At 63.5% G+C, this 21505-nt stretch carries 25 protein-coding genes and 3 tRNA genes; 13 read left to right on the forward strand and 15 right to left on the reverse strand.

Translation table 11 applies throughout. The features are described from left to right. Window positions 1–317: 317 nt before the first annotated feature. From D6201_RS01980 to D6201_RS02010, 7 genes are all read left to right on the forward strand, one after another. On the forward strand, window positions 318–713 hold the full coding sequence (locus D6201_RS01980; protein ID WP_133303921.1) for a hypothetical protein: 396 nt from the start codon (window positions 318–320) through the stop codon (window positions 711–713). Window positions 714–880: 167 nt separating this feature from the next. Beyond that, window positions 881–1918 (forward strand): L,D-transpeptidase family protein, encoded by a 1038-nt coding sequence (locus D6201_RS01985; RefSeq protein ID WP_165853471.1) that lies wholly within the window; start codon window positions 881–883, stop codon window positions 1916–1918. Window positions 1919–1928: 10 nt separating this feature from the next. Beyond that, on the forward strand, window positions 1929–2282 hold the full coding sequence (locus tag D6201_RS01990; protein WP_120047178.1) for a thiol-disulfide oxidoreductase DCC family protein: 354 nt from the start codon (window positions 1929–1931) through the stop codon (window positions 2280–2282). Further along, complete coding sequence (locus D6201_RS01995) at window positions 2282–2776, forward strand: DUF427 domain-containing protein (protein WP_120049141.1); 495 nt, start codon at window positions 2282–2284, stop codon at window positions 2774–2776. The genes D6201_RS01990 and D6201_RS01995 overlap by 1 nt, the downstream gene beginning before the upstream one ends. 41 nt (window positions 2777–2817) lie before the next feature. Beyond that, window positions 2818–4203: a M28 family peptidase gene (locus D6201_RS02000; RefSeq protein ID WP_120047179.1), complete on the forward strand. Its 1386-nt coding sequence runs from the start codon at window positions 2818–2820 to the stop codon at window positions 4201–4203. A 60-nt stretch (window positions 4204–4263) separates the two neighbouring features. After that, window positions 4264–4339, forward strand: a tRNA-Ile gene (locus tag D6201_RS02005). Window positions 4340–4377: 38 nt separating this feature from the next. Beyond that, window positions 4378–4454: transfer RNA gene (locus D6201_RS02010), tRNA-Pro, on the forward strand. 34 nt (window positions 4455–4488) lie between these two features. Here the strand turns inward: D6201_RS02010 and D6201_RS02015 are convergent. Genes D6201_RS02015 through D6201_RS02025 form a run of 3 tightly spaced genes read right to left on the reverse strand, consistent with a single transcriptional unit; the run spans window position 4489 to window position 8215 of the window. Then, entirely contained in the window at window positions 4489–5517 is a 1029-nt protein-coding gene (locus D6201_RS02015; RefSeq protein ID WP_120047180.1) for a LacI family DNA-binding transcriptional regulator, read from the reverse strand. A gap of 46 nt (window positions 5518–5563) precedes the next feature. Then, window positions 5564–6556, reverse strand: a complete 993-nt coding sequence (locus tag D6201_RS02020; RefSeq protein ID WP_340137528.1) for a polysaccharide deacetylase family protein — start codon at window positions 6554–6556, stop codon at window positions 5564–5566. Between the two features lie 36 nt (window positions 6557–6592). After that, window positions 6593–8215, reverse strand: coding sequence for a sensor histidine kinase (locus tag D6201_RS02025; RefSeq protein WP_120047182.1), 1623 nt, complete (start codon window positions 8213–8215; stop codon window positions 6593–6595). Window positions 8216–8418: 203 nt separating this feature from the next. Between D6201_RS02025 and D6201_RS02030 the strand changes: the two genes are divergently transcribed. Together D6201_RS02030 and D6201_RS02035 are read left to right on the forward strand one after the other, a co-directional pair. After that, on the forward strand, window positions 8419–8889 hold the full coding sequence (locus D6201_RS02030; protein WP_120047183.1) for an Lrp/AsnC family transcriptional regulator: 471 nt from the start codon (window positions 8419–8421) through the stop codon (window positions 8887–8889). After that, window positions 8886–9317 (forward strand): GFA family protein, encoded by a 432-nt coding sequence (locus D6201_RS02035; RefSeq protein WP_120047184.1) that lies wholly within the window; start codon window positions 8886–8888, stop codon window positions 9315–9317. The genes D6201_RS02030 and D6201_RS02035 overlap by 4 nt, the downstream gene beginning before the upstream one ends. Here D6201_RS02035 and D6201_RS02040 read toward each other — a convergent pair. The 8 genes from D6201_RS02040 to D6201_RS02075 all read right to left on the reverse strand — a co-directional run bounded on the left by D6201_RS02040 (window position 9314) and on the right by D6201_RS02075 (window position 14234). After that, window positions 9314–9508: a hypothetical protein gene (locus tag D6201_RS02040; RefSeq protein WP_120047185.1), complete on the reverse strand. Its 195-nt coding sequence runs from the start codon at window positions 9506–9508 to the stop codon at window positions 9314–9316. The two genes, D6201_RS02035 and D6201_RS02040, sit on opposite strands and share 4 nt — an antisense overlap. Window positions 9509–9518: 10 nt before the next feature. After that, window positions 9519–10631: a DUF3616 domain-containing protein gene (locus tag D6201_RS02045; protein WP_120047186.1), complete on the reverse strand. Its 1113-nt coding sequence runs from the start codon at window positions 10629–10631 to the stop codon at window positions 9519–9521. Between the two features lie 32 nt (window positions 10632–10663). Continuing rightward, window positions 10664–11071: a DUF7079 family protein gene (locus D6201_RS02050; RefSeq protein ID WP_120047187.1), complete on the reverse strand. Its 408-nt coding sequence runs from the start codon at window positions 11069–11071 to the stop codon at window positions 10664–10666. Beyond that, window positions 11047–12396 (reverse strand): acetyl-CoA carboxylase biotin carboxylase subunit, encoded by a 1350-nt coding sequence (gene accC / locus D6201_RS02055; protein WP_120047188.1) that lies wholly within the window; start codon window positions 12394–12396, stop codon window positions 11047–11049. The genes D6201_RS02050 and accC overlap by 25 nt, the downstream gene beginning before the upstream one ends. Window positions 12397–12409: 13 nt before the next feature. Next, on the reverse strand, window positions 12410–12871 hold the full coding sequence (gene accB, locus D6201_RS02060; RefSeq protein WP_242447390.1) for an acetyl-CoA carboxylase biotin carboxyl carrier protein: 462 nt from the start codon (window positions 12869–12871) through the stop codon (window positions 12410–12412). A 105-nt stretch (window positions 12872–12976) separates the two neighbouring features. Further along, a complete protein-coding gene (gene aroQ, locus D6201_RS02065) occupies window positions 12977–13411 on the reverse strand; it encodes a type II 3-dehydroquinate dehydratase (protein WP_120047190.1) in 435 nt (144 codons plus the stop codon). A gap of 107 nt (window positions 13412–13518) precedes the next feature. Then, window positions 13519–13932, reverse strand: a complete 414-nt coding sequence (locus tag D6201_RS02070) for a holin family protein (RefSeq protein ID WP_120047191.1) — start codon at window positions 13930–13932, stop codon at window positions 13519–13521. Window positions 13933–14157: 225 nt separating this feature from the next. Continuing rightward, a tRNA-Pro gene (locus D6201_RS02075) sits at window positions 14158–14234 on the reverse strand. Window positions 14235–14417: 183 nt separating this feature from the next. Between D6201_RS02075 and yajC the strand changes: the two genes are divergently transcribed. From yajC to secF, 3 genes are read left to right on the forward strand one after another with little or no spacing between them, the layout of a single operon-like run. Then, entirely contained in the window at window positions 14418–14738 is a 321-nt protein-coding gene (gene yajC / locus D6201_RS02080) for a preprotein translocase subunit YajC (protein ID WP_120047192.1), read from the forward strand. Window positions 14739–14760: 22 nt separating this feature from the next. Further along, window positions 14761–16359, forward strand: coding sequence for a protein translocase subunit SecD (gene secD, locus D6201_RS02085; protein ID WP_120047193.1), 1599 nt, complete (start codon window positions 14761–14763; stop codon window positions 16357–16359). A 13-nt stretch (window positions 16360–16372) separates the two neighbouring features. Beyond that, entirely contained in the window at window positions 16373–17350 is a 978-nt protein-coding gene (gene secF / locus D6201_RS02090) for a protein translocase subunit SecF (RefSeq protein WP_120047194.1), read from the forward strand. Here the strand turns inward: secF and D6201_RS02095 are convergent. Together D6201_RS02095 and D6201_RS02100 are read right to left on the reverse strand one after the other, a co-directional pair. Further along, window positions 17347–18528 (reverse strand): glycosyltransferase, encoded by a 1182-nt coding sequence (locus D6201_RS02095; protein WP_120047195.1) that lies wholly within the window; start codon window positions 18526–18528, stop codon window positions 17347–17349. The genes secF and D6201_RS02095 overlap by 4 nt on opposite strands. A 14-nt stretch (window positions 18529–18542) precedes the next feature. After that, the gene (locus tag D6201_RS02100; RefSeq protein ID WP_120047196.1) at window positions 18543–19115 is read right to left on the reverse strand and encodes a helix-turn-helix domain-containing protein; all 573 of its coding nucleotides are present in this window, start codon (window positions 19113–19115) and stop codon (window positions 18543–18545) included. Between the two features lie 97 nt (window positions 19116–19212). On the opposite strand from D6201_RS02100, the gene D6201_RS02105 reads away from it, so the two are divergent. Next, on the forward strand, window positions 19213–19686 hold the full coding sequence (locus D6201_RS02105; protein WP_120047197.1) for a DUF6456 domain-containing protein: 474 nt from the start codon (window positions 19213–19215) through the stop codon (window positions 19684–19686). A 9-nt stretch (window positions 19687–19695) separates the two neighbouring features. On the opposite strand, the gene D6201_RS02110 is transcribed toward D6201_RS02105, so the two are convergent. Then, window positions 19696–20046 (reverse strand): nuclear transport factor 2 family protein, encoded by a 351-nt coding sequence (locus tag D6201_RS02110; RefSeq protein ID WP_120049142.1) that lies wholly within the window; start codon window positions 20044–20046, stop codon window positions 19696–19698. A gap of 77 nt (window positions 20047–20123) precedes the next feature. Continuing rightward, window positions 20124–21434, reverse strand: coding sequence for a prolipoprotein diacylglyceryl transferase (locus D6201_RS02115; RefSeq protein ID WP_120047198.1), 1311 nt, complete (start codon window positions 21432–21434; stop codon window positions 20124–20126). Window positions 21435–21505: the final 71 nt, after the last annotated feature.

A 21505-nucleotide genomic window follows, 5' to 3' on the forward strand; every position in this document is an offset into this window, starting at 1 on the left:
CGAGTGCCGCACCACCGAAAGACATTGTCCTCATAAAGCTCATATATTTTTCCTCGCTTGGTAATTTCTAATTTCCGGGACCGGCTAGCAAATAATCCCAGTGTTGAAAAGATTGGGAACCGTTTTTGCTCCCGAAGCATTGCAAAAGCACCACATTCATCCGGGTATGTCAACCGGTTTCTGAACCGATTTTCAAAAAGAATCAATAATTTATGGGTGAATGTCTGGTAAGAAAAAAAGTTGTCTCGGGATCGAATGAGGGTGAGATTTCCGTCGTGATCGAGCGAAACACCAAGGTGACGAGAAGGAGTATTCGCATGAAGTATGTAACTGGAATGGCTACTGTAGCCGCAATGTTGATGGCCACCCCGGCGGTTGCGCAGGACATGGACGCCGACGGCGACGAGCTGCGCGGTCAGACCGTTGATGTCGTTTTCGCTGACGGCACGCGCAACAGCATCTTCTTCGGTTCGACCGGTGTTGCCACCATTTCGAACACGACCGGCCAGACGGCGACCGCCAACTGGTTTGTGCGCGGTGACGAGCTTTGCCTGCAGAGCAGCCTGGCGACCGAGTGCTACGATTACGACAATCGCTTCGTCGCGGGCCGTGCTTACAGCCTCGCCAGCGATTGCCAGACTGCGGTTTGGACTGCCCGTGCGGTGAACCCGCCGCGTCAGATGGTCGCCCCCACCACCGGTGAGCGTGGCTAAGGAACTGTGCAGTGTTGTTTTCTAAGAATTTGAAGCGGCACTGCGCTGCATTGTTTGTCGGGGTGGGGCTTATGTGCCTCGCCCCGCGAGCAGCGCTTGCATCAAACCCGGACGACAGCGATCTGTTCGTTCAGGCGGACGATGTTCATCTGCTCTTTGAAGGGCAGATGCCCGCAAATGCTGACGAAGCTGCGCTGGAGGCCAATTGGGTAGAGCGCGATCTGGCCGACGCTCTACAGCGGTATCGCTCCGAATGGGGTGACCTGCCAACAACGCAAATCGCATCCGGTGGCGCTCTTGAAGAGGGCGACAGCGGCGAACGCGTTTCGGCTCTTCGCGCGCGTCTCGGCCTCAGCGGCGGCACAAAATTCGACGCCGCGCTTGCAGAGCGTGTGCGCCTTTTCCGTGATATGCACGGCCTGTCGCAAGGCGAACATGTCGATGCGGAAATGATCGCCGCGCTCAATCGCGGCGCAGACCATTATATCGCGATTCTCGACCAGAATCTGGCCCGTGCTCGCGATCTTCCCGATTTTCTCGGCCATCGCTACGTCTTCGTCGATATCGCGACCCAGCATCTTTCCATGATGAAAGACGGCGAAGTGGAAGACACGATGCGCGTCGTCGTCGGTCGGTCGCAAACGCAGACGCCGATCATGGCCGGATTGATCCGCCATGCGGTGCTCAACCCATATTGGAATGTCCCAGTTGACCTGGTGCGCGATCGCTATGCGAGCCGCGTTATCAATGGTGGGCGTGCCTATCTGAACCGCACCGGCTTTCGCATCCTGTCGGGTTTTGGCGACGATGCCGTCCAGTTGCAGCCCAGCGAAGTCGACTGGGACGCGGTCCGCAGCGGCGAACTCGATTTGCGCCTGCGCCAGGAGCCGGGTGTCGGCAATGGCATGGGCTCTGTGAAATTTATGTTTCCCAACGATCTCGGTATCTTCCTGCACGATACGCCCAGCACGCATCTCTTCGAGGATGACGAGCGACTGTTCAGTGCGGGCTGCGTCCGCCTCGAGCGGCCCGAAGCGCTCGGCCGCTGGCTGATGGAAGGTGAGATGCCTGAAGCAGGCGACGATCCCGAGCAGGTCGTTCCGCTCGTCGCGCCGGTGCCGATCTACATCACCTATTTCACGGCCATGCCGCAGGGCGATCGGATCGAATTTCGTGAAGATATTTACGGTCACGACGCCGTCTAGAGGAGGCGAGGTGCCTCACGTTACAGTCTGGTACGACGGCGCATGCCCGCTTTGCAGCCGGGAAATCGCCTTTCTGCGGCGGCTGGACCGACGCGGGGCTATCGATTTTGTCGATGTCAGCGGCGACTCGCCTGCCAATTGCCCCGTGTCTCAAGATGATCTTCTACAGCGCTTCCACGTTCGTGAAGGCGACCACGTGCTCTCCGGCGCGGCTGGCTTTGCCGCCATGTGGCGCGCTATCCCACTGCTAAGGCCGCTTGGCGAGCTGGCCCGCTTGCCGCTTTTCGGCGACGCTTTCGAGAGACTGTACCGGCTTTTCCTGCGTATCCGGCCACGGCTACAGCGTTTGGCATCGCGCACATGATGCGCCCCGATCCCGATCCCGTCGGTCCCGGCCAGGAAAGCGTCTGGGACTATCCGCGACCCGCGATCGCAGAGCCGACCCGCGCCCATATCGTCATCGAGCATGGCGGCGTCGTGGTCGCCGATACGCGTAATGCGGTTCGCGTGCTCGAAACGAGCCATCCGCCCAATTACTACATTCCGCCCGCCGACATCGCCGACGGCGTTTTGCGGCGCGCTGCGGGTTCATCCATGTGCGAATGGAAAGGCGCAGCGAAATATTGGGATGTGCTTGCCGGTGACGATGTACTGGAAAAGGTCGGCTGGTCCTATCCCAATCCCACGCCGAGCTTCAGGCTGCTCGCCGATTTCGTCGCATTCTACGCCGCTCCATTCGATCGCTGCCTTGTCGATGGCGAAGAGGTCATTCCGCAACCGGGTCAGTTCTATGGCGGCTGGATCACGAGCAAGGTGGCCGGACCGTTCAAGGGCGTACCGGGCAGCCGCTTCTGGTGAGGCCTTGGCAGGCGCGCGGGCTTCGCCTAGCCAATGCGCCCATGAAGACATCTCTGCTCGCGCTTGCCGCGCTTTCACTCGCCATTCCAACCACCGCCGCCGCCCAGCGTTATGACAGCCGCTATGGCCTCGAACCGGGCGCGCATGACGAGATCGCCTGGGATTTCCTCGAAGGCCTGACCACCGAGATCGGCCCGCGCCTGGCTGGCACACCGGATGAAGCAAGGGCGCGCGCCTGGGCGATCGAGTGGCTGCGCGCGCACAATTTCCAGAACATCGTCGAAGAGCCGTTCCCCATCGACGGTTGGGTGCGCGGCGAAGAGCGCGCGCGGATCGTCGCTCCATTCCCGCAGGACATGGTGCTGACCGCGCTCGGCTTCAGCGACGCGACCGGCGCTGAAGGAATAACGGGCCAGATCGTGCATTTTGCCTCCATAGCGGACCTGCGCGATGCTCCGGAAAGCGAAGTCGCCGGCAAGATCGTCTATATCGGCAATGCGATGCGCGCCACGCAGGATGGATCACATTACGGATATTTCGGATCGCCGCGGCGGCAAGGGCCCGGCATCGCCGCGCAGAAGGGCGCAGCGGCCATCGTGATTCGCTCGATCGGCACCGATAACGACCGGCAGCCGCATACCGGCGCGACAAGCTGGCCCGATGGCGTCGACCCGATCCCGGCCGCCGCGCTCAGCAATCCCGATGCCGACCAGCTCGAACGCATGCTGCGCCGCTCGGACGAGCCCATCGCGATGGAGCTGGTGCTGACGCCGCGCTTCCTGGGCGAAGTGATGAGCGCGAACGTAACGGCGGAGATCGTCGGGCGCGATCCTTCCCTGCCGCCCGTGCTGCTGGCCTGCCATCTCGACAGTTGGGACAATTCACCCGGCGCCGTGGACGATGCCTCCGGCTGCGCCATCGCAGCGACCGCCGCCCTTCGCGTGGCGGAGCGTGGCCAGCCTCTGCGCACGATCCGCGTGCTGTTCGCCGGGGCAGAGGAAACGGGCCTGTGGGGCAGCAGCGCCTATTCCGCTGCGCATACGAATGAGGAAATGGGTGTGGGTCTGGAAAGCGATTTCGGCGCCGGACCGATCTGGCGGCTGGAAACGAATTTCTCGCAATCCAATCCAGCTTTGTTCGAACGGCTGACCGAAGCCACGGCACCCTACGGCGTCGTGCCTGCGCCCAATATCGTCGCGCGCGGCGGTGCGGACCTCAACATCATGCGCGATCAGGGTGGGCCGATCATCGATCTTCAGCAGGATGGCAGCCGCTATTTCGACCTGCATCACACCGAGAACGACACGCTCGACAAGGTTTCTCCGCTCGACCTGGCGCAGAATGTCGCGGTGTGGACCGCCGTGACGCAGGTGCTGGCGAACGAGGCAGGCTCGATAGCGGGCGGAGGGATAGTCGCGGGCGAATGAGCGCGCTTGCAGCCTCGTCCCTAGCGCTCTAGGGGCTGCAACCGCACGAATGGTCGACACGGGCCTGTAGCTCAGCGGTTAGAGCTGGCCGCTCATAACGGCTAGGTCGCGGGTTCGAATCCTGCCGGGCCCACCAGCCCTTCGTGCAAGAGACCGCTTCGGCGGTACCCCGGTCGGGGAGTGGCGCAGCCTGGTAGCGCATCTGCTTTGGGAGCAGAGGGTCGCAGGTTCGAATCCTGTCTCCCCGACCAATTCATCTGGAACCACGACGCGTTCATCGGCTCGCTAGCGCGTCTTGCGCACGCTTTCCCGCTCGACCAGCTGCACCGGCACGCGCCGGGTCTTTGCCGCGTCACTTTCGCCCAGAGCAGCTTCTGCGAGCAGTACGCCCGCCTGGCGGAAATCGGGCTCGACGGTGGTGAGCGGGGGGTTGGAGTACGCGCCGCTGCCAAGTCCGTCGAAACCGATGACGCCGACCTCGTCCGGCACTCCGACGCCGCGTTCGTGCAGCAATTCGAGCACCCCTAGCGCCATCGCATCGCAGGAGCAGAATATGCCATCGAAGCGGCGACCGCTGTCAATCAGCGCAGCAGCGGACAGGCGACCCTGCTCCACCCGGGTTTTGCCTTCGACCCAGACTGGCGGTCCATGCTCAAGCTCGTTGGCGCCCATGACATCGCAATAGCTGTCGTAACGCTCGCGAAACTGGTTCTGGATCTCGCGCGTATCGCCGATGAATGCGATCTGGCGGTGCCCGCCAGCCAAGAGGCGCTCGACCGCCAGCCGCGCGCCCTGGCGATTGTCCGAGTCGACGCGAGGGTGATCGACGAAGGGCGAACCCCAGCTTGCGACATCAGCGCGGCCCAGCATGGCGTGGTGGTAATCCCAGGCCGCGTCGTTCGTGCTCGTGCCGAGCAGCACCACTCCATCGGCCTGCCGCGTCTCGACATAGTCGCCGTCGAAATGTCCGGCTTCGGACTGGAAGGAGACGAGCGCCTGATATCCCATGTCCGATGCCGCGGCGCAGGTGCTGCCGAGCAGGTTGTAATGAAACGGATTGATCTCGGTCGCACCCATGCCCGGCCGGGTGATCACGACGATGGCGATCGTGCGCGTCTTGCCGCTGCGCAGGCGTGCGGCGCGGGCATCGACGCGGTAGCCCAGCGCATCGGCGGCTTCGCGCACCCGCTCCCGCGTCTGCTCCGTGATCGAGGGATCGCCCGACAAAGCGCGGCTTACGGTGGACTGGTTGACCCCGGCGCGCTCGGCGACTTCGAAACTGGTGACGCGCGGCTTGGCGGCAGACTGGCTCATGCGCCGCACTCTAGCGCCACGGCAGCCTTCGTCCATATCGCATGCGTCAGCGCTCCACCGTGCGCATCACGTCCTTGATGCTGGAAGGCTTGACGCCGCGCTGCTCGAGATAGGCAAAGATGCGCCGCCACCATTGGTAAAGCTCGTCCAGATCGTCCTCGGATCGGACATAGGGCGTGTCGCCGGGCCGCAGCGACGGGCTGTGAAAAGAGAAGACCAGTAGCGGCAATCCATCGTCGAGCGCGATGTCGATACCGCGGATCGCTTCATCCACGCTGGTGCCTTCCGGAGTGAGGGGCACCCGCTCCAGCAGGCCGAGCCGCGACAGCATCCCGCGCAGTGCGGGTGCCCGCCACAATCGGGGATAGATCGCATCGCCCTGTCGGCGCAGCATGCCCCAATAGGCGGTCGTCAGCGGCAGTTCGAGCAGGCTGCGCTCGTCGTCGACCCAGTAGGGATGCGCGGGATGGTTGCGATAATCGGGGCCACCTGCGTGGGAGTAGTCGAATTTGGGCCGCACAGAAGTGTCGAGCGCGAAGCCCGCGTCGGAGAGGATCTGCGCGGTATGCGCGCCTGCGCCGTATCGCCCGGCGCGATAGATAAGCGGCGCGACGCCGAAGCGACTTTCTATGATGTCGCGCAACGTGTCGATCTTTGCCGTTTCCAGCCGAGGGGGCAGGTTTCCGGCGAAGGAATTGGCCTGCGTCACCTCCTCTTCATGTGGCGGATTGACCCATGGATGCAGCTGAAGGCCGATTTCCGCCATGCCGTTTTCCAACGGTTCGCGAAGAATGTCGGCGGCGACGGCGGAATTGGCGATCGGCCAGTCGACCAAGTAGATGGGAACGACTTTTTCGGCCTCGCAAAATTCCTGGAAATTGGCGAGACGACGGACATGCTGTGTGCCGTGCGTGTCGCGGCTCAGCGGGCTGTCCCAGTCGAATTCCTCCTCGGTATCGACAGTCAGCAGGAAGCGCGGGATGCGATCGCGAAAGCGAGCAAAGGCACTTGCCGGAGGCGGGTCGAGAAGACTGCGCATCGCCACGATGTCTCTCCAGCTTGCGCGCGGATAATCCTATCCGCTCGCTCGTCCCGTTTCTGCGCTAGGATCGTCTGCCGACCCGGTCAAGGCAGGCAAGACGAGTGTCACACGGTGATCGTCGCATGTCAGCGATCCGCCAGCGGCGCGCGCTTCCGCCTGGGCGAGGCGGAAAGAGAAACTCGGCCCGAAAATGCCTGCACTCACAGCGCGCCTGCGCGCATTGGATGTGGTGTCCGGGCGGCCATTTTCGGCAAGGGCGCGCGGCACATCCATCTGCAATTCTACCTTCGCCCCATCGGAGCGCAGGCTCAGCGCGATCTGTTCTCCCGGCGCCAGCGCGCCCGCGGCGGTGGCCAGCAAGCGCCAGCACAGGGCAAGCGCTTCTCCGCGATCCAGCGCCACGGTGAAATCGCCATCGCTCACATCGAGTGCGAAACCGGCATTGCGGGGTCGCAGAACGCCTTGGAGGCGTTGCGTTGTTTCGGTGATGGTGGCCCGCAGGTCTGTGCGGCCTTCGTCCAGCGCGACGACAGCGTTTTCCAGTTTCACCAGCCGATCCACCTCATCGAACCCGGCCAGAAGCTTGGCGGAATCGACCGATATCGCGGCGGCATGAGCGCGATATTCGTGAGGTGCCGTCCCGAAGAGTTGCTGCTGTATGATCTCCGCGAAACCCTGAATCGCGTTCACCGGCGTGCGCAATTCGTGCAGGACCTGGCGCATCTGATCGCCTTGCGACTCGCCCGTGTCGGATTTCTCCGGTGCGCGCGTCAGCCTGCCGCGATAGCCTAGAAAGCCGCCGGTCTGTCGATGGAACAGCGGTGCTGCCTCGATCAACCAGCCGCCGGAAATCTGCGGAGCGGCGTCGATTGCAACCTCTTCTGCGTTCAGCGGCCCGCGTCGCAGCGCTGCGGCGATGGTTGCAGGCGCGAGCGTTGCAAGCGTGCCGCCGCTCGGGGGCAACAGCGCCATGCCGACCATCATGGGTGCTGCCTTGCCGCCGGACCAGATGACGGTTCCGCCGGGGTCGGTGGCGAAGTCGATCGCGGTCAGCGGTGCGCTTTCCTCCCTGTCGCCGAGCGGCAGTCGCGGCGCGCGCGGCTGACTGCGACGAGTCTCGGTAAACGCCTCGATCCGCTGGCGAAGGGCGCCGATCCCGGCGGCCGGCGATCCGTCGGCTCGATCACCGCGGGCCCGCTCCGCTGCGGCTTGCACCGGTTCGGGAAGGGCCAGATCGTGCACACCGAGACGTTTCAGAAGCGCCTTCACATCATCGGAAAGGTCGCGGCGATGACGCAGGAAGCCGCGTGCAGTGACGGGCAGGTCCGGTATCAGCGCCAGCCATTGCTCGTCCGTCAGTCGCGCTGTTGCCATGGCGGAGGCTGCAGTCTTGGCGTCGCCCGCGGCGAGCAGTCGCACGAGGCGCGGTCGACGCAGCCGAATACCGGGCTCCCGAAGGATCCGCGCCTGCTCCTCTTGCGGCAGTGTCTCGGCCAGTTCGGACAGCCGCGCATAGGCCGCGTTGCGTAGCTCGCTGTCGGCGCTGTCTTGGGCAGTTCCCAAAAGGTCGAGAAGCTGCCGGAATTGCGTACGTGCCGCCAGCTCGCCATCTGCGCGGTTGCGCAGGACTGTGGCAAGGCGATCGTCGAATTGCATGAAAGCTCCGGCAGGCGGGTGGTTAAGAATTTCCCACCGACCGCATAGCTCCGGCGTCTCTCGGGCACATGCGCGGCGGCGCGCGCGTTGCAAAAGGGGACAGTTGCGGGCATACACAACAATCGTACGGAACTCGGGCATTTGCTTGCCCATTCATTCTCGAACGTAGCGCAGAAATTGCGCTCGCCACGAAGGAGAGAGCGATGGCGACACTCGATACGATCGACCGAAAACTGCTGGCGGAATTGCAGGCGGAAGGACGGGTGACGAATGTGGACCTTGCTCGCCGGGTGGGCCTGACGGCACCACCGTGCCTGCGCCGCGTCCGCGCGCTTGAGGAAGACGGCGTCATCAAGGGTTATCACGCCGATCTGGACGCTTCGAAGCTGGGCTTTGCGATCACCGTGTTCGCGATGGTCTCCCTGCGCAGCCAGGCGGAGGAGGATCTGCGCGCGTTCGAGGATCACATCAATGCACTGCCCGAAGTGCGCGAGTGCCATATGCTGAATGGCGAGATCGACTTCATCCTGAAGATTGTCAGCCGCGATCTGCAAAGCTTCCAGGAATTTCTGACCAGCAAGCTGACGCCTGCACCGAATGTGGCGAGCATCAAAACGAGCCTGACCATCCGCACCGCCAAGCATGAGCCCGGCGTGCCGATGGATCACCAATGAGCGGGCCCACGACCGACGGGCGCTGCCTGTGCGGTGCGGTTCAGGTCACGCTCGAAAACCCCAAGCAGCATGTCGAGGTGTGTCACTGCGACATGTGCCGCCGGTGGACCGGCGCTTGGTATCCGGCGCTAGAGGGAGAAAGCTTCAGCCTTGCGGGCGAGGACGCGATCCGCGTCCACAGGTCCAGCGACTGGGCCGAGCGCGCCTTTTGCGGGACGTGCGGCAGTCACCTCTGGTACAAATTCCTGCCGACCGGCAATCGCAGTTTCCTTGCCGGATTGTTTGCCGATGCGAACGATCTGCCCGTCGAGCGGGAGATTTTCGTCGAGGAGCGCGCGGCCTGGTCGACCCTTCCCGGGGAGCATCCAAAGCTAACGGGCGAGGAAGTGATTGCCGAGGCGAAAGCGCAGGGGCTCAGCTTCGATTAGCGTCGGCGGCGAAACACCGCCACCACGAGCACCGCGATGCCGATGCCAATGATCGCCCCGCCGACCTGTCCGGTGCGCGCAAATGTTTCACCCGTCACTCGGACTTCGGCGACCGAAGGCAGCCAGTAGGGTAAGGTCAGGACTACAGTACCGAGGCCGATCAGCAGAAGGGCAAGAGCGCGCAGAGCCATGTCTTTCTGCCTAGTCGATGGCGAAGAGATCCGCCAGTATGGTGCCCTTGTCCAGATCGAGGCGCGCTTCGGCCGGACTGTCATAGCAGACCAGCAGCCGCTCATTGCCGTCGCCGTCTTCCCAGAAATCTATGCCCTCAGGGTGGTCGGCATTGAGTTTTACCGGCAGATCGAACAGCCTTTCGGGCCGATGCAGGCGGACGTCCTGTTCGTTTTCGGGAGGCTCGTTCGCCCAGTCGCGCCAGAAATAAATCGCGCAGCGCCCGTCCAGATCCTGCGTCGGCCCGGCGAGGATCCACAGGTCGTCACCGCGCAATGCCAAATCGCGCATGCCCAGACCACCCAGATCGAGCAAGCGTTTCATCGGCTTTCCTGACAGGTGCAGCTTGCCGCTTTTCTTTGGCTCGATCTGCGGTTCGACCAGAACTGCAAACGTCTGCAGAACCGGCCCACGAAGGCCGAGCGCGATGCGACCGTCGCCAGCGGCGGCGATGCCTTCGATGTCGAGCCCGCCTTCCTTGGCCGCCATTGCCATCGATGGGCCGAGCAGCTTGTCCTTGGCGAAATAGCGACCGAGCGTGCTGCCTTGGTTCTTTTTCTGCGCAACAAGCCCGGCGCGCCTGTCGCCCGCCTCTTTAACCAGGATCGGCTGGCCGTCTTCGTCGAACACCACCGGAATGCGAGCCAGCACGCAGCGCGGGCGCGTGTCCTTCAGGTCAGCGAATTTCGCGATGTCGATTGTGTCGGGCGCCTTGCCGTCATCGCGTGGATCGTGCCGGGTACGCGAATGGCTGCCGGTCACCCATAGCCATTCGTCGATATAGGCTAGCCCTTCGATATCGACCTCTTCCTCCGGATCGCGCAGATCGAGGAAATCCTTCAGCTTGAACGAGCGATGATCGGTCAGCCAGCCATGCTTGCCGATTGTCAGCCGCTCGACGGCATGCGCCTCGTCGCCTGCGACAAACAGCGCGATTCCGACCTTTGCGCACGCAGAGAGGTCGTGGATCGGGTGGTCCCCGTCATCGGTGTCGCCCGCAAAATGGAGCTTGATATGGCCGACCGGCTCGCGCGGTTCGGGCAGATCGTTGGTCTTGCTGAAGGGCTGGGGCTGGAGTGTCATGCCCGGTCAACGCGCAAGATGCGCAAAGGGGGTCAGCTCCGCTGCGCGAGCACGCGCTGGCGCAGGCCCTTCCAATCGCCCCGGATCATCCGCATCGCAAGTTTCCCAGTTGCGCGCTGTGTAAGGCTGAGTCCGCCGCTCTCCAATAGCTCTCTCCGCGTGATGGCGGCAATTTGGTCTTCGCCCCACAGTTCCCATGCTCCAGCGACGGATAGCAAATTGCCGCCAAACATCGGCGCGACTTCGGATTTCAGTATTTCGTCTATCGCTTCGATATCGTAGGCGCTCGCCGCGATATCGCGCGCCATGCCATCGCGGATGGCGGGCGCATGCTCGGTGTCGAGGAAGAGCTGCGCCAGCGCCGTCCATACCGGCAGGCGCTTTGTGAATTCGTGCTCATCCAGCGGCGGAAGCGTTAAGTCTCCCGCTTCGCCAGCCATTCCTCGAGCCATTTGATGGTGTAATCTCCGCTGATCACGTCCGGCTCCCGCACGAGCTCTTCGTGGAGCGGGATGTTCGTCTTGATCCCTTCGATCACGGTCTCTTCCAGCGCCCGGCGCAACCGCATCAGGCAGCCTTCGCGGGTGCGACCGTAGACGATCAGCTTGGCAATCATGGAATCGTAGTAGGGAGGGATGCGGTATCCGGCATAAAGGCCGCTATCGACGCGCACATGCATGCCGCCCGCGGCGTGGTAATAGGTCACTTCGCCGGGCGAGGGCGCAAAAGTGAATGGATCCTCTGCATTGATGCGACATTCGATCGCGTGGCCCTTGAACTCGAGCTCGTCCTGCGAAACCGAAAGCGCCTTGCCATCGGCGACGCGGATCTGCTCGCGCACCAGATCGACGCCGGTGATCGCTTCGGTCACCGGATGCTCGACCTGCAGGCGCGTGTTCATTTCGATGAAATAGAACTCGCCATTTTCCCAAAGGAATTCGATCGTGCCCGCGCCGCGATAGCCCATCGCGGCCATCGCATCGGCGACGATCCCGCCCATGCGTGCGCGTTCTTCGTCCGTGATCACCGGGGAGGGTGCTTCCTCGAACACTTTCTGGTGTCGACGCTGCAGCGAACAATCCCGCTCACCCAAATGGATGGCATTGCCGTTGCCGTCACCGAAGACCTGGAATTCGATATGCCGCGGATTGCCGAGGTATTTTTCCAGATACATGGTGTCGTCGCCGAAAGCCGACTTCGCCTCGTTCATCGCCTGGCGAACAAGGCTTTCGAGCTGGTCCTCGCTCGGTACGACCTTCATGCCGCGACCACCGCCGCCCGCTGCGGCCTTGGCCAGCACGGGATAGCCGATCTCCGCCGCGACAGCCCGCATCTCGTCGAAGTCCGATACCGCGCCGTCACTGCCCGGCACCAGCGGTAGTCCGAGGGCACCCGCCGTCTTCTTCGCCGCGACCTTGTCGCCCATCGTGCGGATATGTTCGGGCTTCGGGCCGATCCACGCGATGCCATGCGCTTCGACGATCTCGGCGAAGCGCGCATTTTCGGACAGGAAGCCGTATCCTGGATGGATGGCGTCCGCATCGGTGATTTCCGCTGCCGAGATGATGGCAGCGGTGTTGAGATAGCTTTCGCTGGCAGCAGGCGGGCCGATGCACACCGCGTGATCGGCCAGGCGAACATGCATGGCATCGGCATCGGCGGTCGAGTGCACGGCCACCGTCTCGATGCCCATCTCGTGCGCGGCGCGGTGAATGCGCAATGCGATTTCGCCGCGATTGGCGATCAGGATGCGGGAGATGCCCATGCTTCGCGCAGCCTTACGCGACGATGACGAGCGGCTGGTCGAATTCCACCGGCTCGCCATTGCCGATCAGCAATTGCTGGACGGTGCCGTCCTTTTCAGCGGAAATCGGGTTCATCACCTTCATCGCCTCGACAATCAGCAGCGTGTCGCCCTTCTTCACCGGATCGCCGATTGCGACGAAGTTGTCAGCACCCGGCTCCGGGGCGAGATAGGCCGTGCCGACCATGGGCGACTTGATCGCGTTGGCGTTGTCGGCGCCGGCGGGCGTCGGGCTTTCTTCGGCTGCCGCGGCAGGCGAGGGCGCGGCGGCCGGTGCCGGGGCCGGAGCGGCCATGGAGGGGGCGGCGACGGCCACCGCAGCGACATTGCGCGCCACGCGAATGCGCTTGCTGCCTTCCTCCACCTCGATTTCGGTCAACCCGGTTTCGGACAGCATTTCAGCCAGTTCGCGGACGAGCGCGGGATCGACGCTCATGCCGCCGCGTGGCGCGGAAGGCTTCTTTTCGGCCATGTATTCCCCGTATCAGATGTCAGTCGTTGGCGGCGGGGCTAGACCTGCCCGCGCCCCTTGGCAAGCGCGCTAGAGCCGTGCCGCCGCTTCCAGCGCGAGTTCGTAGCCATAGGTTCCGAAGCCCTGGATCGAGCCGACCGCGCCCATGCCGACGTAGCTCTTGTGGCGATACGCCTCGCGCGCAGCGGGGTTGGAGATGTGCACTTCGATTACCGGCGTGCGGATCGACTTGATCGCATCGTAAAGCGCCAGGCTGGTATGCGTAAGCGCCCCTGCATTGAGGATCACCGCCTTGGCGCCATCGGCCTGTGCTTCGTGGAGCCAGTCCGTCAAATGCCCTTCGTGGTTAGACTGGCGCATATCGACTTCGAGGCCGAGCGCCTTGGCCTTGTCCTCCACCCGCGTTGCCAGATCGTCCAGCGATTCCGAGCCGTAGACTTCGGGCTCGCGTACGCCGAGCAGGTTGAGGTTCGGGCCATTGAGAATGAAGACGGTATCGGTCATGCGCGTGCCCTTAGCCCCATGCGGGGGGCGGGGCCAAGGGCAAACGCATGCACGTTCACAAGCTGCTTGTCCAACAGGGGTGTGACAGGTGTGACAGTGTCCTGGCGCTATTTCTCCACGCCCTTTACCTTGCCCCACTGACGCGCGGCGGTGTAGCCGAGATAGCCTGTGCCGAAGAGGGCGTAGAGCTCATCGGGTAGGCCACGCAGATAGGCGGTGATGCCATCGCCGATCTGCTGTGCCGCATCGGCGGAGAAGGCGGAAAGCACGCCCATCGGGATGGCGAACAGGATGATCGCATACATCACGTAGAGAAAACTGGGCCGCGCGCGGCTCGTCCACGGGTCGCTGCTGTTCGCTTCGGCGATGATCGCCGAAAGCCGCGCCTCGATCTTGCGCATGTCCTGCGTGCCTTCGAGCTTGATCAGCTCGATCTTCGCCCGTTCGCGCGCTTCTTTGTCGGGAATGATCTTGTCGATGATTGAGGCGATGGGCCCGATGAGGGATTCGATGATGGCCATTGCAATTGCTCCTTTCGGTTTAAAATCGAAAGGGCATGAACCGATAAGGTTCGTGTAGGACAGCGATATCGATGAATGATCGAAAGACCGGGTTCGCGCTAGAAACCAGCCGAGGCTGGCAAGGCCGAACGGCCGCCCGCAGGCGCCCCGAAGCGGAGCGGAGGGACCAGCGCCGAGGATGAGCGCGCGGACGCGCGCTCCGAACCATAAAAATCCCAAACCCACTGGTCGGGACGACTGGATTCGAACCAGCGACCCCTACACCCCCAGTATAGTGCGCTACCAGACTGCGCCACGTCCCGATACCAGTGGAAACGCGCCTATAGAAAGGGCAGGGCTTGATAGCAAGCACCTCGATTGCCACCTTCCCGCAATGCTGCTAGGCGCTCCGCCCGACAGCTGGGGAGGGGGTGTGGCGACACGTCATCGCACCGGCCGTTCCCCTGTATTGCGACACCAATTCACGTTCGGGATGGACCGACCACATGCTTGATATTCTGACCGCCGCCGCGAGCGGCGATGCGCCTCCCGGATGGGTGCAGTTCCTGCCGATCATCGGCATGGTGCTAATTTTCTGGTTCCTGCTTTTCCGCCCGCAGATGAAGCGGCACAAGGAACACCAGGCGAAGATTGGCGGGCTGAAGAAGAACGACAAGGTGGTGACCGCCGGCGGCATCGTCGGCAAGGTGATCAAGGTCGATGACGATTACGCCGAAGTGGAAATCGCGCAAGGCACCCGTATCAAGGTGGTGAAATCCACCATCGGCGATATCCTCGCGCCCGGCGGCAAGCCGGCGAACGACTGACAGCTGGGGCGAGGGTAGGGCCATGCTCGATTTTCCGCTCTGGAAGCGCATCTTCCTCTGGGGGATAACGCTGGCGCTGGCGGTCCTCGCCGTGCCGACCATCACCGCGCTAAGCGGCTCGGGTGCGCTGGACGATCTCGACGCGCCGGAAATCAATCTCGGGCTGGACCTTGCCGGTGGCAGCCATCTTTTGCTCGAAGCCAGTCCCGAGCAAGTGGCCGAGCAGCGGCTTGAATCCGCAGAGGAAACGGTTCGCGACGCCATGCGCAACGCGGAACCGCGCATCGAGATCGGCGACGTCTCGACGCTCGACGGTCGGCTTTCCTTCATGGTCGAGAATCCGGCCGATCTCGATCGGGCGCGTGAAGAGCTGCGGACCTTCATCAATGGCACCGGCCTGGTTGCCGAGTGGGAATGGCGGGTCGAGGACGGCACTCGCGTCATCCTCAGCCAGACCGATCAGGGGCTGGACGAGGCCGTGGCCGATGCGATGGAAAGCGCCACCGAAGTGGTGCGCCGCCGTATCGACGCGCTCGGCACGCGAGAGCCTACCATCATCCGCCAGGGCGATACCCGCATCGTGGTGCAGGTGCCCGGCTTCGACAATCCGCAGGCGCTGAAAGACCTGCTGGGCCAGACCGCCAATCTCGAATTCAAGCTGGTGGATGCCAATGCCTTGCCGAGCGACGTCGTGCAGGGCGTGGCCAATCCGGGCAGCGAAATCGTGCCGTATGCGCCGGAAGGCGATCTTGCAGGCCAGGCGGAAGCCGTCGTGCGGTTGGGCGGCATCCGGGGAGACAGCCTCACGGGCGCGCAGCAGGGCTTCGATCCACAGACCAACGAGCCTGTGGTCAACATTCAGTTCGATCCGGAAGGCGGGCGGCGCTTTGCGCAGCTCAGCACGGACAATGTCGGCAATCGCTTCGCCATCATTCTCGACGATGAAGTGATCTCCGCGCCCCGTTTCAACGAGCCGATCCTTGGCGGCAGCGCGCAGATTTCCGGCAGCTTTACCGTGGACAGTGCCAACAATCTCGCCATCCAGCTGCGCTCGGGCGCGCTTCCGGTGGACTTGACCGTGATCGAGGAACGCACGGTCGGCCCCGATCTCGGGCGCGATAGCATCGTCAAGGGCGGCCTCGCCATGGCGATCGGCTCGCTCCTCGTCATCGCGCTGATGATCGCCGCCTACGGTCGCTTCGGAATTTATTCCACCGTAGCGCTGGTGCTGAACGTGCTGATGATCCTCGGCATCATGGCGGTGATGAACACGACGCTTACGCTGCCCGGCATCGCGGGCTTCGTGCTCACCATCGGTGCGGCGGTGGACGCCAACGTGCTGATCAACGAGCGGATAAGGGAAGAGCGCAGGCGCGGGCGGCGCGTGGTCGCCGCGGTGGAGACAGGATACAAGGAAGCGAGCCGCGCCATTTATGACGCCAATGTCACCAATTTCATCGCCGGCGTATTGCTGTTCATGTTCGGCTCCGGCCCGGTTCGAGGCTTTGCCGTCGTTCTCATCATCGGCCTGTTCACCAGCGTGTTCACCGCGGTGGTGCTCACCCGCATGTGGGTCGCGCGCTGGCTGAAGGCCAAGCGCCCCAGCGAATTGAACGTGTAAGGGAGGAGATCGCATGAAACTTCTGAAACTCGTCCCCGAAAACACCAACATCGCCTTCCTGAAGTGGCGGGTGCCGTTCTACGTCGTCAGCCTGCTGCTGATCGCGGCAAGCTGGGCATTGGTGCTGACCAAGGGCCTGAATTACGGCGTCGATTTTGCCGGCGGCCAGGAAGTGCGCGTGACCTTCGTCGATCGCGAGGAAGCGCCCATTGCGCAGCTCCGCAGCGAACTGGGCGATTTGGGTTACGGCGAACCGACCATCCAGCGTTTCGGCGATCCCAATTCGATCTCTATCCGCGTGCGCTTGCCCGAAGGCGCGGAGGAACAGGACGGCGCTGCGACGGCCATCGGCGAAGAGGTGATCGGCACGATCCAGGCCGAATTCGACAACGTCCGGCGCGATGCGAACGAGACGGTATCCGGCAAGGTCGCGGGCGAGTTCCGCGAACGGTCGGTCTATGCGCTGCTTTTCGCCATGCTGGCCATCGCCGCCTATATCTGGATCCGCTTCGAATGGCAGTTCGGGGTGGGCGCGCTGTTCGCGCTGTTCCACGACGTGTCGCTGACATTGGGCATGTTCGCGCTGTTCCAGCTCGAATTCAGTCTGCAGATCATCGCGGCGATCCTTGCGATCATCGGCTATTCGCTGAACGATACGATCGTCGTCTATGACCGTATCCGTGAGAATCTGAAGAAGTTTCGCAAGATGCCCGTGCCCGAATTGCTCGACCTTTCGGTAAACGAGACGCTGGCGCGCACGGTGATGACCAGTCTGACGCTGCTTGTCGCGTTGCTGCCGCTGCTGCTGTTCGGTCCGGCGAGCCTGTTCGGGCTGGTCGCGGCGATTACGCTGGGCATCTTCGTGGGTACTTACAGCTCGGTCTACATGGCCGCGCCCATCCTGATCTGGCTTGGCGTTACGAGCGACAGCTTCGTGCCGCAGGAAACCGTTGCCGACCGGCAGGAGCGCAAGGCCCGCGGCGAAGTCTAGGCGAGCAGGCGCTGGTAGTAGTCCGCCAGCGCCACCGCGTTCGCTTCCCAGCTGAAGCCGGTCGCATTCTCGGCGACCCGGTCAGGCGCATAGGCTGCGGCCAGCACGTCATGCAGGCCGAGCGCGACGGCCTCCGCGCTGCGCTCGACAATGCGCCCGGCGCTGTCATGCTTCACCAGTTCCCGCGCGCCGCCTGCATCGGTGATGACGAGCGGCGTTCCGCAGGCCAGCGCCTCGACCCAGGCATTGGCGAGCCCCTCGCTAGCCGACGGGAGCACCATCGCCTCGCTCGCTGCCAGCACGCGGGGGAGCGCGCCATGATCGAGGCTTCCGAGGAAATGGGCGCGATGTGCCAGGTCGAGCTCGTAGGCGAGCTTCTCCAGCATTTCGCGATCCGGGCCGTTCCCTACGAACAGGCAGTGCACTTCCGGTAGGCCAGCTAATGCGCGCAGGACGATTGCCTGACCCTTGCGCGGTATAAGCGCGCCAACGCAGGCAACGAGACGGTCGCCATCGGCCAGCGTCAGCCCGAACTGCTCCGCCGCCTTGCGCCGCTGTTTCGCGCGGTTGCGCACACGGAAGAGCTCCCGGTCGAGACCGGTATAGTGCACGGTGATCTTTTCCTTCTGCAGGCCGATCGCCGCCATGTCGTGCTTCAGCGTTTCGCTCACCGCGAGCAGGCCTGCCGCCTGCGTGGCGGCATTGCGCATCTTGGCAAGCGCATAACCCTTGCCACCCCAGTGCGAGATATCTGCCCCGCGCGCCTTGATGCTAAGCGGCAGGCCGAGCGCCATCGCAATGCGCATGGCCGCGGGGCCATCGGGATAGAAGAACTGCGCGTCGACCAGGTCGAAGGGCCGCGCCGCATGCAATTCGCGAGCAAGCGGCAGCACGGCGCTTGCGATCATCGCCGGATTGACCGGCCCGCCGATCCCCGGGATCAGGGTGAAACGCGGCCGATGAACGGCCACGCCCGCCTCACAGCCGTCCACCGCCGCCGCCGCCGCCAGTGCTCGGTATTTGCCGAAGGGGAAGGGCGGCACGCCGATTGGATTGATGACGGTGACGTCCCACCCATCGCGCGCTGCAAGCGCCTCCATTTGTCCCGCGACGAAAGTGCCGAACCGCGGCATCGCGGCATTCGGATAGAGCGTGGCGAGAGAAAGAATGCGCGGCATGGCGTGCGCCCGGGTCAGAGCTTGCGCACGAGCATTTCGGCAACGGCAAGCCAGGCAGGATTGTCGATCACGATCTGCCGCTGGCCTATGCCCGGCGGCAAGAGACCTACGAGTTCGCCCTGCCGGTCGATCAGCCGACCGAAGGCGAATCGCCCGCCCGATCGCGGGGCCAGCACGTCGCGATTAATCAGGCCGCCCGCCTCATCTGGCGCGACCTGCCGCATCCACAGTTGATCGCCCGGCCGATATTCGCCCTGACCAGCCTCTATCTCGAGGCAGATCAGCGCGCCGCTGTCGAGCAGCTCGGTCGGAAGGATGGCGTCGCGCGGGGTTGCGAGGCTTTCGGCGCCCGCCGCCGTCAGCTTTGCGATGACCTGCGCCTGCCCCTCGCTTTCCCCTTTGACGAGAGCCTCAGCATCGACACCTAGCGCATCGCCGATACGGTTCATCCACGCGAGAGAGAGATTGCGCATCCCGGTTTCCAGCCGACCGATCGTCTGCGCAGTCGTCGCCGGTTCGCATGCCGCGGCGACCTCTGCGAGCGTCATGCCCTTGCTTTTGCGGATATCGCGAATGCGATTGATCATGCTGCGCCTCTGATTAACCCAATTGGTTGCAAATATCGCTGTCCTACAACCGATTCGCTTTTGCAAGTGCGCTCTTGCAGCAGAAAGAGGAAAAGCGATGCAGCGCCAGCTAGTCGAACGTGAATTGACCCCGGAAGGCCCGCGTAGGCGCAAGGGCGTCGGGCGGCGACGTCGCAGTGTCACCGTCAATGCGGCGGAAAGCCCCCTCGCCTGGCTCCACGCGCGCGGCCATCTCGACGACCGTTTGTTCGATGCGGGCGAGCGACTGCGCGCGGATTACGAGCGGGCGCAGCTGAGCGCCAGTGTGACCATGCGCTGGGATCCGGTGCGAGTGAAGGGCGGGCCGGACGCGGGTCTCAATCCGACGGAGCGCCAGATTGCCGCGCGCCAGCGCTTCGACCGCGCCCTGGCGGCAGCGGGCAAAGGTCTGGAAGACGTGCTGTGGCGCGTCATATGCGCGGGCGAGACTCTGCCCGTGGCGGAAAAGACCCTGGCCTGGCCGGCGCGCAGCGGCAAGCTGGTGTTGAAATTGGCGCTGGACCGGGTGGCCGATTTCTACCGCATCGCCTGACGTGGCAAATCAACTCGGATAGAAGAACCGCTCTTCCGCGATCTTGCCGTCCCGCACGGTGTATACGCCGGTTTCGGCCATCTGGCTGCGCTCCCCATCCATCGTGACATCCATTTCGTAGCGCACGGCAAACTGGTCGCCGATCACATATGGACCTTCCATATTCGTGCTGTGCACTTCGGTGTTGTCTTCCCACCATGCGTGCTTCTCAAGCAATTGCTCGCGTCCTTCGACACGCGACATGGGGCCGCCGCCCGATTCCAGGCTGACGATATTGTCGGCCCACATCGCCTGATAGTCGTCACGCCGGTCTTCCTTGACCGCGTTGAAGAAATCCTTCGCCATTGATTCGATCGACATCGCATCCTCCATCTTCCGCAAGACGAAAGGCAATAGCCTGAAATTGTGTCGATACGAAGAAGTGGTTTACGCCCCGGTCAGTCGCGATCGCGAGACAGCAGGCCGCGCAGCCAGTTCCACAGCTTGAGAAGGATCGAACCCGATGCCTCGGCGGCGCGTGCCGCTTCCTCGGCCTCTTCCTTTTCGCGCAGGAGCTTGGCGCGAAGGGCGCTTTGCTGGCCGGGCGTGGCGGAGGCGACGGCGGCGCGGCGCGAGCGCGGATCGCGCATGAAGGCATATCCGTCCACCGCATCGTCCTCCGCGACGGTGAAGCGCGCGTCGTCGGAGTCGCTTTCGTCTTGCTCGCCCGGCGATGCGATGTCGTCGACACGGTTGTCGGCCGTTTCGATGGGCGGGCTCGTCTCCGGCTCGGCTTGGTGGTCGGCAAGGTCCGAAGCGTCGATACGGGCCGGCCGCTCGCCTTGCTTGGGCGTCTGCGGATCGGCGTCTTCGGGGTCGGCAAGCCACGTTTCGAGGTCGAACACCTCGTCGGGAAGCTCGTAATTCTTCGCGGGGTTCAGTTCGTCGAAGCGTGCGGGCGGCGGGCCTTGCGGTTCGTCACTAAGGGCATCCTCCAGCGCCGCATCGAGCGGATCGACCCAAGCCGTATCGCTTGTATGGGCGTGAGTGCCGCGACCTTCGACGGGAGCCTCCTGATCTTCATCGACCTTTGGCTCCTCCGGAGTGAGGTCGGCGTAGTCGGACAACAGCGCATCGGGCTCTGGAAGAGTTGTGTCGTCGAAGGCCGACATGTCCGCTTCGGGCTCTTCGGCCACGTGCTCAAGTGAAGCGTCGCGCTGCGCGGCGTCGCCGGTTTCCGGAGGAGCAACGTCTTCGGCCTCGGCAGGCAGCTCGCTTTCATCGGACGCGTCCGGCTGCAGCGGTAGGGACGGGAAGATGCGCGTGCTAAGGTCCAGTCCGTCCTCGATCTCCGCCTGCTCCGGCAGGTCGGGCGCGAATATGCTCTCATCCTCGGCGGCGAATGTGTCGTCCACCGGCGGAGCGTTCTTGCGGTGAGTGAGTGAAAGCACCGCTTCGGGCGAAGGCAGATCGTCCTCGGCGTCGCTTTCGACTTCGTCGGACGCGCCCATGTCTTCCGGATCGTCGTCCAGCATCGGGGCAAGGCCGAGCACGGTGGCGGGGCGCGGCGCGCGTTCGACGTCTTCGCCCAGCATCTCCGCAGAGGCATCGTGGAACATCGCGTGGGCCTGTGCCAGTTCCTCGGGATCTAGCACCAGCACCGGTTTCTTCTTGAGTTTGCGCGGTGCGCCAAGGCCCGTCAGGCTGCCATAGGCAAGCCCTGCGGATGCGGTGTCGTCCCTAAGGGCGGAGGAAGCGGCGGTTCCCATGGCCACGCCTTTTGCCGCGTTTTGGTGCATGCGGTCTGAGGAGACGTGGTTAACGCGTTCGTTACGTTTGG

It is taken from the genome of Aurantiacibacter aquimixticola (genome assembly GCF_003605475.1).
Classification (GTDB): Bacteria; Pseudomonadota; Alphaproteobacteria; order Sphingomonadales; family Sphingomonadaceae; genus Alteraurantiacibacter; species Alteraurantiacibacter aquimixticola_B.

Bases quoted from the DNA above. Each gene is read 5' to 3' on its own strand.
- D6201_RS02115 (WP_120047198.1), bottom strand. From the start codon at position 21,434: ATGGGAACCGCCGCTTCCTCCGCCCTTAGGGACGACACCGCATCCGCA.
- D6201_RS02045 (WP_120047186.1), bottom strand. From the start codon at position 10,631: ATGACACTCCAGCCCCAGCCCTTCAGCAAGACCAACGATCTGCCCGAA.
- D6201_RS02000 (WP_120047179.1), top strand. From the start codon at position 2,818: ATGAAGACATCTCTGCTCGCGCTTGCCGCGCTTTCACTCGCCATTCCA.
- D6201_RS02095 (WP_120047195.1), bottom strand. From the start codon at position 18,528: ATGCCGCGCATTCTTTCTCTCGCCACGCTCTATCCGAATGCCGCGATG.
- D6201_RS02070 (WP_120047191.1), bottom strand. From the start codon at position 13,932: ATGGCCATCATCGAATCCCTCATCGGGCCCATCGCCTCAATCATCGAC.
- D6201_RS02105 (WP_120047197.1), top strand. From the start codon at position 19,213: ATGCAGCGCCAGCTAGTCGAACGTGAATTGACCCCGGAAGGCCCGCGT.
- D6201_RS01980 (WP_133303921.1), top strand. From the start codon at position 318: ATGAAGTATGTAACTGGAATGGCTACTGTAGCCGCAATGTTGATGGCC.
- D6201_RS02100 (WP_120047196.1), bottom strand. From the start codon at position 19,115: ATGATCAATCGCATTCGCGATATCCGCAAAAGCAAGGGCATGACGCTC.
- D6201_RS02015 (WP_120047180.1), bottom strand. From the start codon at position 5,517: ATGAGCCAGTCTGCCGCCAAGCCGCGCGTCACCAGTTTCGAAGTCGCC.
- D6201_RS02025 (WP_120047182.1), bottom strand. From the start codon at position 8,215: ATGCAATTCGACGATCGCCTTGCCACAGTCCTGCGCAACCGCGCAGAT.
- D6201_RS02035 (WP_120047184.1), top strand. From the start codon at position 8,886: ATGAGCGGGCCCACGACCGACGGGCGCTGCCTGTGCGGTGCGGTTCAG.
- accB (WP_242447390.1), bottom strand. From the start codon at position 12,871: ATGAGCGTCGATCCCGCGCTCGTCCGCGAACTGGCTGAAATGCTGTCC.
- D6201_RS02030 (WP_120047183.1), top strand. From the start codon at position 8,419: ATGGCGACACTCGATACGATCGACCGAAAACTGCTGGCGGAATTGCAG.
- D6201_RS02050 (WP_120047187.1), bottom strand. From the start codon at position 11,071: ATGGCTGGCGAAGCGGGAGACTTAACGCTTCCGCCGCTGGATGAGCAC.
- D6201_RS01985 (WP_165853471.1), top strand. From the start codon at position 881: ATGCCCGCAAATGCTGACGAAGCTGCGCTGGAGGCCAATTGGGTAGAG.
- D6201_RS02110 (WP_120049142.1), bottom strand. From the start codon at position 20,046: ATGTCGATCGAATCAATGGCGAAGGATTTCTTCAACGCGGTCAAGGAA.
- secF (WP_120047194.1), top strand. From the start codon at position 16,373: ATGAAACTTCTGAAACTCGTCCCCGAAAACACCAACATCGCCTTCCTG.
- accC (WP_120047188.1), bottom strand. From the start codon at position 12,396: ATGGGCATCTCCCGCATCCTGATCGCCAATCGCGGCGAAATCGCATTG.
- D6201_RS02040 (WP_120047185.1), bottom strand. From the start codon at position 9,508: ATGGCTCTGCGCGCTCTTGCCCTTCTGCTGATCGGCCTCGGTACTGTA.
- yajC (WP_120047192.1), top strand. From the start codon at position 14,418: ATGCTTGATATTCTGACCGCCGCCGCGAGCGGCGATGCGCCTCCCGGA.
- D6201_RS01995 (WP_120049141.1), top strand. From the start codon at position 2,282: ATGCGCCCCGATCCCGATCCCGTCGGTCCCGGCCAGGAAAGCGTCTGG.
- D6201_RS02020 (WP_340137528.1), bottom strand. From the start codon at position 6,556: ATGCGCAGTCTTCTCGACCCGCCTCCGGCAAGTGCCTTTGCTCGCTTT.
- aroQ (WP_120047190.1), bottom strand. From the start codon at position 13,411: ATGACCGATACCGTCTTCATTCTCAATGGCCCGAACCTCAACCTGCTC.
- secD (WP_120047193.1), top strand. From the start codon at position 14,761: ATGCTCGATTTTCCGCTCTGGAAGCGCATCTTCCTCTGGGGGATAACG.